The following is a 7,300-nucleotide window of genomic DNA, read 5'->3' as shown; positions in this document are numbered from 1 at the left end:
GGGACTGTGGTGTGGTGCTCGTGGCTGACTCCCCGTCGGCCAGGCCCGAGCACCGGGCCACTATTACACAGAACCATGTAATTAGGTAGTTAGAATGGAAGCCATGGCGACTCCGATCCGCACCTCCGGCCAAGCCGAGGCCGCACCCCTGCGCGACCGCCCTCTGCTCGACGACCACGAAGCAGCCGGCGTAGCAGCCCTGTTCAAGGTGCTGTCGGGGACAACACGACTGCGCCTGCTGCACGCGCTCAGCCGGGCAGAGGAAGTCCGTGTCAGCGATCTCGCGGCGGCGGTGGACATGAGCCAGCAGGGCGTGTCCAACCAACTGCAGCGCCTGGTGGACCAGAAGATCCTCGCGACTCGCCGCGAAGGAACCAGCATCTACTACCGGATCGTCGACCCGTGCGTGCCGCGGATGCTGGAGTTCGGCCTGTGCCTGCTCGAAAGTCCCGGGAACGCCTGCGGGCAGCCGTGACGGCGGACGATTCCGGGTGGTGGCACACGTTCTTCGACGAGTGCTACCTGCGGACCTACGGACCACGACAGTCCTCCGAGGCGGCTTCGCGGGAGGCTCTCGCGGCACTCGCCTTGGCCGGCACTCCCCGCGGCGGGACAGTGCTCGATCTGCCGTGCGGATACGGCCGGCACACCAGCGCACTCGCCGCTGCGGGCTATCGGGTGGTCGGCGCCGACTACTCGTGGGCCCAACTGGCCGAGGCGAGGCGGCGATGGCCACGTCCGCAGCCCGAACAACTGGTGCGCGGCGACTATCGGCACATCCCGCTGAAGACCGGCGTGTTCGACACGGCCTTGTGCCTCTACAGCTCGCTTGGCTACGTGGACGACACCACTGACCAGCAGGTCCTGCGCGAGTATCGGCGCGTGCTGAAGTCGGACGGCAGGCTCGTCATCGAGACCATGCATCGCGACCGCACCTTGCTGACGTCACAGCCGAGAACGTTCTACGAGCTTCCAGATGGCGCGTTCCTGCTCGAGGAAGCGCAGTTCGATCCGATCTCCGCGACGCTCCACATCAGACAGACGTTCATCGCATCAGTTGAGCCATCACGGGAACGTCAATACGCCGTGCGGTTGTACACGGTCACCGAACTCGTCAGCATGCTGCAGACCGCAGGGTTCTCGCACATCGCCTGCTTCGGCGATCTCGAAGGTGCACCCTTCACACCTCGGACCCTGCTGACGATAGTCGCGCGCGCCAGCTGAAGATCAGGCGAGTCGTCCAACTCGCTCAAGCACGTGCACGCGGGTCTGCTCGACCAGTGCCATCGATCGACACTCGGAGGTGCACACCTGGCCGCACGAGTCGCAGAAGGTCACGCGCCCCGTCCATGCAAGCTTGCGGCGGAACCACGAGAACATGTCGCCACCTACCTAGATCGGTGCCCCAGTAACACCGAGCATCCTCCTTGATTAGATGAGTGTCAACTTAGACTGCTATCTAATCAAGCGTCCTCATGAGCGAATAGGGTGACGCCGTGCTTGTCCACCTTGCGATCGGCGACGCGTATGGCGCCGGATTCGAGTACGCAGACCCGGACTTCGTCGCCGCGCACAACACGGTTCGCGGATACGTGCAGAATCCGGGCCTGTCGGGCTTGCATCCTGGGCGATACACCGATGACACCCAGATGACCATCGCCGTCGCCGAGATGCTGCTCTCCGGCGCATCGTGGACCCAGACGAACCTGGCCGAGCAGTTCGTCCGAACCTTCCACCGGGATCAGCGAGTGGGCTACGCGAGCAACTTCTACGACCTGCTGTGCGAAGTGAGTGACGGCACCGAACTGCTGAGGAGGATCAGGCCGCACAGCGACAAGAGCGGAGCAGCGATGCGCGCCGGCCCGATCGGTTTGCTGCCCGCCGTGTCCGATGTCGTTCAGCACGCCGAGGTGCAGGCGCGGATCACCCACGACACGCCGTTGGGCATCGAGGCGGCACAGGCCGCCGCCTTGGCCGTGCACTACTGCCACTTCGAACTGGGCCCCCTCGCCGATGCCGGTCGGTGGATCGACCAGAAACTGGGCTCTGCAGACCGCTGGTCGGAACCGTGGAGCGGGCCGGTGGGCGCGCAGGGCTGGATGAGCGTGCGGGCGGCACTCACCGCGTTGAGCTCGAACACCAGCCTCACCGAGATCCTGCGCACCTGCGTGGCCTTCTGCGGCGACGTGGACACCGTGGCCACGGTGGCGCTCGCTGCCGCATCCCGGTCATCACAGGTGGTCGACGATCTTCCTGCGGCGCTGCACGCAGGCCTGGAGAACGACCAGATCGGCCGCGACTTCCTGCACACCCTTGATGCCCGGCTTCTCGCCTGGGCGGAGAACAGATAGGCGGCTTGCTTACGCCGTCAGCACGGTGTCAACTTAGACGCATGTCGAAACAGCGGGCACGGTCCACGGCATCTCTGGCCGAGCGGCCGGTCACGCCCGAACGAGCCGCTGAGCTCGCCCAGGCGTTCAAAGCGATCGCCGATCCAGTGCGATTGCGCCTGTTCAGCCTCATCGCCTCTCACCCCAACGGCGAGGTGTGCGTGTGCGACCTGACGGAGGCGTTCGACCTGACCGCGCCCACCATCTCCCATCACCTGAAGGTGCTGCGCAACGCCGGACTGATCGACAGCGAACGGCGACGCACTTGGGTCTACTACCGAGCTCTGCCTGGCATCCTTGGGCAGTTGTCTGCCGCGCTCGCACCCGCCGTGGCGACCGCCGCCTCGTGACAGCGTGACGTCCGGCCCTATTTGGGCACTGGCGAGGGAGTAAGCATCATGGCGAGCTTGTTCACGGTGTCGGGTAACAACCAGTAGTACACCCAGGTGCCCCGGCGCTCACCATCGATCAGTCCGGCCTGCCGGAGGATCTTCAGGTGGTGGGAGATCGTCGGCTGCGACAGCGTGAACGCCGAGGTGAGCGCGCAAACGCACTCTTCCCCGTTCTGGTGCGACGCGATCATCGACAACAGCTTCAACCGCACCGGATCACCGAGCGCCTTGAACGCAGCGGCCAGCTCGACCGCTTCGTCGTCAGCCAGCGGAGCCGACAGCATGTCTCCGCAACACATCGCTGCCAAGAGATTCGGTGTGCCGTGCTTAGACATTCATCTATATTGACGCCCATCTAGGTAGGGGCGCAAGATGAAGGTTGGCAAAAGCCGTGCGCGAGCCGCTGTGGCATCGAGGAGGACATCCTGATGGACGAGCAGGCTGCCGACTTACGTGAAGTGGTGCGCGCGAAGTACGCCGCCGCCGCGAGCGCGGTCACTGCAGGTGGCACCGCGTGTTGCGACCCGCAGGGGATCGAGGTCGGCGAGAACTTCGGCGCGAAGCTGTACGCGACGTCCGACCACACCGAGCTACCCGCCGAAGCAGTGGCCGCGTCACTGGGATGCGGCAATCCGACGGCCGTCGCCGAGCTGCGCGAAGGCGAACGCGTGCTCGACCTCGGCTCGGGCGGCGGCATCGACGTGCTGCTGTCAGCGCGCCGGGTAGGCCCAACCGGCAAGGCCTACGGCGTCGACATGACCGACGAGATGCTCGTCTTGGCCAGGGAGAACGCGGCCAAGGCCGGCACGACCAACGTCGAGTTCCTCAAGGGCGCGATCGAGGCCATACCGTTGCCCGCCGACACCATCGACGTGGTGATCTCGAACTGTGTGATCAACCTGTCGGTGGACAAGTCTGCGGTGTTCGCCGAGATCTTCCGCGTTCTCGCGCCTGGTGGCCGCATCGGCGTGTCGGATGTCGTGGCCGAGGACGAACTGACCGCGGAGCAACGCGCCGGGCGAGGCTCGTACGTCGGCTGCATCGCGGGCGTCCTGTCGTTCACCGAATACCGCCAAGGCTTGGCGAGCGCGGGACTCACCGACATCGAGATCACTCCGACCCGCGAAGTCGCAGACGGCATGCACTCCGCGATCATCCGGGCCACCAAGCCCTCAGGGAGCGGATGATCATCGGTGGCGGCCGGTCACCACCAGCCGCCACCGATGATCACAACGTCAGAGTTCCGCTCGGGCGGCCCACCGACGCCGCAGCCAGAGGCTCACGTAGACCAGGCCGACGAGCACGGGCACCTCGATCAGCGGCCCGACGACTCCGGCCAGCGCCTGTCCCGACGTCACACCGAACACGCCGATCGCGACGGCGATGGCGAGCTCGAAGTTGTTGCCCGCCGCGGTGAACGCCAGCGTCGTGGTCCGCTCGTACGAGAGCCCGGACGCCTTGCCGAGCGCGTACGAACCAGCCCACATGATGGCGAAGTAGACCAACAGCGGCAGAGCGATGCGGGCGACGTCCAACGGCCGGTTCGTGATGGTCTCGCCCTGCAACGCGAACAGGATGACGATCGTGAACAGCAAGCCGTACAAGGCAACCGGGCCAACGCGCGGCAGGAACTTCGACTCGTACCACTCCCGGCCCTTGGACCGCTCCCCCAGCTTGCGACTGAGGTAACCCGCCAGCAGCGGGATACCGAGGAAGATCAACACCGACTTGGCGATCTCCCACGCGGAGAAGTCCACTGACGCGATGTCCAGGCCGAGCCAGCCGGGCAGCAGGTCGAGGTAGAACCAGCCGAGCACGCCGAACATGACCACCTGGAACACCGAGTTGAGCGCGACGAGCACCGCGGCGGCTTCGCGGTCGCCGCACGCGAGGTCGTTCCAGATGATGACCATCGCGATGCACCGGGCGAGACCGACGATGATCAGGCCGGTGCGGTACTCCGGCAGGTCAGCGAGGAAGATCCAGGCCAGCGCGAACATCAGCGCCGGGCCGAGCACCCAGTTCAGCACCAGCGACAGCACCATCGTGCGCTTGTCGCGCGTCACGGTGTCGAGCTTGTCGTAGCGGACCTTGGCCAGCACCGGGTACATCATCAGCAGCAGACCGAGCGCGATCGGCAGCGAGACCCCGTCGATCTTCACCGCTTCCAGGACACCCTGCAGGCCTGGCACGAACCGGCCGAGCACCAGCCCGGCGAGCATGGCGACGCCAATCCACACAGGAAGGAACCTGTCCAGGAAGGACAGTCGATGCAGCACGTCGGGTGCTGCGGATTCGGTGGTGCTCAACAGTTTCTCCAGGTGTGCAGGCGTCACCGCCCGCCGACGGGTCGTCGGCGGTTGAAGGTATGTCAGGTCAGTCGCAGCAGGCGCTCGTGTCGCGCAGCGGGCCTCCAGGCGCCAGCACCGCCGCCAGGGCGTCGATCGCTGCGTTGTCGATGCGGTACCAGCTCCAGGTGCCGCGGCGTTCCCGACTGAGAACACCGGCGTTGACGAGGATCTTGAGGTGGTGGCTCAGCGAGGACTGCGGCATGTCGAACTGGTCAGCGAGGTCGCAGAAGCACGCCTCCTGCCCCTCCGTCCGACGCACCAACCCGACCAGCTCGACCCTGATCGGATCACCGAGCGCCTTGAACAGGCGTGCGGCGGTGGCCGCGTCGAGCAGCGTCTGGTCTGGACTGGTCATGACGATGACCATAGCGGTTTGGATTGACAAAAGTCGATACACGGGGTGTGATCTGCATCGACAAACTTCGGTTCAAGGAGATCTGATGTCCCGCACCAGAGGACTCCCCCAGCACGAGCTCACCGCCCAGCTGCTCCGGATCACCGACGAACTCTCCGACCGCTTCCACGGCGTGTTCAGCCGCGAGACCGTCGCCAAGGTCGTGGACGAGACCTACGACCTGCTCGCCGAGAACGCCACCATCACCACCTACCTGCCGGTCCTGACCGCGCGCTTCACCAAGCAGCGGCTGACCGACCAGGGCCGCGCCGACGGCCTGACCACCGTCACCGTGCCGCAGGTGCTGTTCATCTGCGTCCACAACGCCGGGCGCTCCCAGATCGCCGCCGCCCTGCTGGAGCACCACGCGTTCGGCAAGGTCTCCGTGCGCTCAGCAGGCAGCAGGCCGACCGGCACCATCCCGCAGACCGTCACCGATGCGCTCGCCGAGCTCGGCATCGAGCTGACCGAGGCGTATCCCAAGCCGCTGACCGACGAGGTCGTGCGCGCCGCCGACGTCGTGGTCACCATGGGCTGCGGCGACACCTGCCCCGTCTACCCCGGCAAGCGCTACCTCGACTGGGACGTCGCCGATCCCGCAGGCGCCTCGCTCGACACTGTCCGGGCGATCCGTGACGACATCGACCGCCACATCCGCGGCCTGCTGTCCGAACTTCTCCAGGACTGAGACACCACCCCGCTGTTCACCTGGATCACGCATGATGAGAACCACCGCAACGAGGAGATGACCGTGTCCAAGACCCCCGAGGTGCTGTTCGTCTGCGTGCACAACGCGGGCCGCTCCCAGATGGCCGCCGCGTTGCTGCAGCACTACGGCATGGGCAGGATCGCGGTCCGTTCCGCCGGCTCCGCACCGGCCGAGAAAGTCAACCCGGCCGCCGCCGAGGCGCTCGCCGAGTGGGGCCTCGACATCACCGCCGAGGTGCCCTCCAAGCTCACGACAGAGGACGTCGAGGCGTCCGACGTCGTGATCACGATGGGCTGCGGTGACACCTGCCCGGTGTTCCCCGGCAAGCGCTACCTGGACTGGGAACTGGAGGATCCGGCTGGGCAGGGCGTCGACGCCGTGCGCCCGATCCGCGACGACATCGACCGCCGCATCCGAGGCCTGGTCGCCGAGCTGCTCGGCTAACGCGGAACGCTGGCGGTCGACAACGCGGCCGCCAGCACCCCGATCGCCCCCAGCACCACGAACACCGCCGGGTAGCCACCTAGCCACGACGCCATGGCACTACCCGCCCCCGGCGCAATCGCCGCTGTCAGCATCACCGGCACCGCGAGCAGCCCACTCAACTATCCGTAGTGGACCGCACCCCACCGGTCGGTGATCGCCGTCGCCTGTACCAGCGTGAAGATCCCGCGCGTGACGCCTGCGAGCACCGAACCGGCGATGAGCAGCAAGGCCGGGCCGGGCACCACACCCAGCAACGCGGTGACCACGGCGCTCGCCAGCAAGATCAGTGCTGTCCTCGTGCGCACCGAGGTCTTCGCGGTCAGCCTGGCGTACCCCAGCCGCCCGAGGACCTGGCCCACCCCACCGAGGCCCAGGGCCACCGCGGCAGCCGACGTCGACATCCCGCGTTCGGTCAGCAGCGGCACGAGGTTGACCACGACCGCGTAGACGCTGAACGCCGCCAGGCTCATCGCCACCGTCAGCATCACGAAGGGCCTGCTCCGCGCCACTGCGGACGGATGATGCTCCGCTGCGTGCTCGATCTCCGGCCACGGCAGTCGCAAGCCGAACAGATGCAG

12 protein-coding genes are annotated in these 7,300 nt (G+C 66.4%); 7 read left to right on the top strand and 5 right to left on the bottom strand.

Annotation, left to right across the window (positions count from 1 at the left end):
• The first annotated feature begins 103 nt into the window (after window positions 1-103).
• The 4 genes from SK854_RS48025 to SK854_RS48010 all read left to right on the top strand — a co-directional run bounded on the left by SK854_RS48025 (window position 104) and on the right by SK854_RS48010 (window position 2,740).
• Window positions 104-475 carry an ArsR/SmtB family transcription factor gene (locus SK854_RS48025; protein ID WP_051769343.1) on the top strand — a complete coding sequence of 124 codons (372 nt, stop codon included), beginning with the start codon at window positions 104-106 and terminating at the stop codon, window positions 473-475.
• Window positions 403-1,224: a class I SAM-dependent methyltransferase gene (locus tag SK854_RS48020; RefSeq protein WP_319981882.1), complete on the top strand. Its 822-nt coding sequence runs from the start codon at window positions 403-405 to the stop codon at window positions 1,222-1,224. The genes SK854_RS48025 and SK854_RS48020 overlap by 73 nt, the downstream gene beginning before the upstream one ends.
• A 272-nt stretch (window positions 1,225-1,496) precedes the next feature.
• Window positions 1,497-2,351: an ADP-ribosylglycohydrolase family protein gene (locus tag SK854_RS48015; protein WP_319981881.1), complete on the top strand. Its 855-nt coding sequence runs from the start codon at window positions 1,497-1,499 to the stop codon at window positions 2,349-2,351.
• Between the two features lie 41 nt (window positions 2,352-2,392).
• A complete protein-coding gene (locus tag SK854_RS48010; RefSeq protein ID WP_319981880.1) occupies window positions 2,393-2,740 on the top strand; it encodes a metalloregulator ArsR/SmtB family transcription factor in 348 nt (115 codons plus the stop codon).
• Window positions 2,741-2,757: 17 nt separating this feature from the next.
• Here SK854_RS48010 and SK854_RS48005 read toward each other — a convergent pair whose 3' ends face one another.
• Window positions 2,758-3,066 carry an ArsR/SmtB family transcription factor gene (locus tag SK854_RS48005; protein ID WP_319981879.1) on the bottom strand — a complete coding sequence of 103 codons (309 nt, stop codon included), beginning with the start codon at window positions 3,064-3,066 and terminating at the stop codon, window positions 2,758-2,760.
• 144 nt (window positions 3,067-3,210) lie between these two features.
• Here SK854_RS48005 and arsM point away from each other — a divergent pair, with 144 nt between their 5' ends.
• On the top strand, window positions 3,211-3,969 hold the full coding sequence (gene arsM / locus SK854_RS48000; protein WP_319981878.1) for an arsenite methyltransferase: 759 nt from the start codon (window positions 3,211-3,213) through the stop codon (window positions 3,967-3,969).
• 48 nt (window positions 3,970-4,017) lie between these two features.
• Here the strand turns inward: arsM and arsB are convergent, their stop codons facing one another.
• Both arsB and SK854_RS47990 read right to left on the bottom strand, forming a co-directional pair.
• The gene (gene arsB / locus SK854_RS47995) at window positions 4,018-5,091 is read right to left on the bottom strand and encodes an ACR3 family arsenite efflux transporter (protein ID WP_319981877.1); all 1,074 of its coding nucleotides are present in this window, start codon (window positions 5,089-5,091) and stop codon (window positions 4,018-4,020) included.
• 67 nt (window positions 5,092-5,158) lie between these two features.
• Window positions 5,159-5,488: an ArsR/SmtB family transcription factor gene (locus tag SK854_RS47990; protein WP_319981876.1), complete on the bottom strand. Its 330-nt coding sequence runs from the start codon at window positions 5,486-5,488 to the stop codon at window positions 5,159-5,161.
• 85 nt (window positions 5,489-5,573) lie between these two features.
• On the opposite strand from SK854_RS47990, the gene SK854_RS47985 reads away from it, so the two are divergent.
• A complete protein-coding gene (locus SK854_RS47985) occupies window positions 5,574-6,215 on the top strand; it encodes an arsenate reductase ArsC (RefSeq protein ID WP_319981875.1) in 642 nt (213 codons plus the stop codon).
• A gap of 63 nt (window positions 6,216-6,278) precedes the next feature.
• Entirely contained in the window at window positions 6,279-6,680 is a 402-nt protein-coding gene (locus SK854_RS47980) for an arsenate-mycothiol transferase ArsC (RefSeq protein ID WP_319981874.1), read from the top strand.
• On the opposite strand, the gene SK854_RS47975 is transcribed toward SK854_RS47980, so the two are convergent.
• Window positions 6,677-6,841: a hypothetical protein gene (locus SK854_RS47975; protein ID WP_319981873.1), complete on the bottom strand. Its 165-nt coding sequence runs from the start codon at window positions 6,839-6,841 to the stop codon at window positions 6,677-6,679. The genes SK854_RS47980 and SK854_RS47975 overlap by 4 nt on opposite strands.
• On the bottom strand, window positions 6,842-7,300 hold a 459-nt coding region (locus tag SK854_RS47970; protein WP_319981872.1), incomplete at its 5' end, for an MFS transporter.

The organism is Lentzea sokolovensis, from assembly GCF_033949975.1.
In the GTDB taxonomy this organism is placed as follows: domain Bacteria; phylum Actinomycetota; class Actinomycetes; order Mycobacteriales; family Pseudonocardiaceae; genus Lentzea; species Lentzea sokolovensis.
The sequence above is the reverse complement of the archived record's forward strand: the minus strand, read 5'-3'. Positions and strand labels throughout refer to the sequence as shown.